The organism is Herbaspirillum sp. B65 (genome assembly GCF_000333555.1).
Lineage (GTDB): Bacteria > Pseudomonadota > Gammaproteobacteria > Burkholderiales > Burkholderiaceae_D > Herbaspirillum > Herbaspirillum rubrisubalbicans.
Window position 1 is genome coordinate 1 of sequence record NZ_BADI01000941.1, and the last position, 1,097, is coordinate 1,097.

General features: G+C 65.6%; 2 protein-coding genes. Both read left to right on the forward strand.

Going from position 1 to position 1,097, the window contains the following annotated elements; all coding sequences use genetic code 11:
• Positions 1-302: gamma-glutamyltransferase (locus I5W_RS21925; protein WP_044530829.1), on the forward strand; the 302-nt coding region annotated here is incomplete at its 5' end.
• A gap of 13 nt (positions 303-315) precedes the next feature.
• Positions 316-1,097 (forward strand): GntR family transcriptional regulator (locus tag I5W_RS21930; RefSeq protein ID WP_083893601.1); only part of this gene is annotated, 782 nt, incomplete at its 3' end.

Sequence of the window (1,097 nt, forward strand, 5' to 3'; positions counted from 1 at the left end):
TGGGTGGTTTCATGCAGCCGCAGGGCCACGTACAGATGTTGATGAACACGGTCGACTTTGGCCTGAACCCGCAAGCTGCGCTGGATGCGCCGCGCTGGAAATGGGAAAAGGCAAACAAGGTGTCCATCGAGCACACCACGGCTGAACACCTCTTCCGTGGATTGGGCGGGCTGGGTCATGAAGTCTCGTGTCCGGGCAACCAACTCGGCTTCGGCCGTGGCCAGATCATCTGGCGCAATGACGAAGGCGTGCTGTGCGGCGGGACCGAACCGCGCACCGATGGCTGCGTGGCGGCCTGGTAAGAAAGCGCCCATCGTGAAAAGCCTGGCCGCCTCCGCCCCCTCCCCCGCCGCTGACGCGCTCGCTCCCGATATCGAAAGCGAGGACGCGCTGGTGCGCAACGGCTCGCTGCCCGAGTACGTCTATGCGCAACTGCGCCAGGACATCTTCGACATGCGCCTGTTGCCCGGCGACCAGATCACCGAGACCGAGATCGCGGCGTATTTCAAGGTCTCGCGCACGCCGGTGCGGCAGGCGCTGCAACGCCTGCAGAACGATGGACTGATGCAGGGCTACGTGCGCGGCGGCTGGGAGGTAGTGCCCATCGACTTCAAGCGCTTTGCCGATCTCTACGAAATGCGCAAGCTCATCGAGACCCACGCGGTACGCCGCCTCTGCACCAGAGGCGGTGACCAGTCGGTACTGGCCGGGCTGCGCGCCACCTGGTGCCTGCCTGCCGAGGCACGCGAACCGGACGGCCCCAAGGCGGCGCAGCTCGACGAGATCTTCCACCAGACCCTGGTGCGCGCGGCTGGCAACCAGGAGATGGCCGAAACCTTCGACCGCCTCACCGACCGTATCCGCATCGTGCGGCGGCTGGATTTTCTCTATGGCGATTGCCTGCACTCGACCTATGAGGAACATGCCGCCATCCTCGACTGCATCGCCGCCGGCGACGCCGAGAGCGCGATGCGCCTGATGGGCGAGCACATCGATGGCAGCCATGCCGAGGTCAACCAGATCACCTTGCATCGCCTGCACAGTGCGCGCGCCACCGCGACCACCAAGCCGCCGGCCTATGTCTCGGTGCGGGGCGG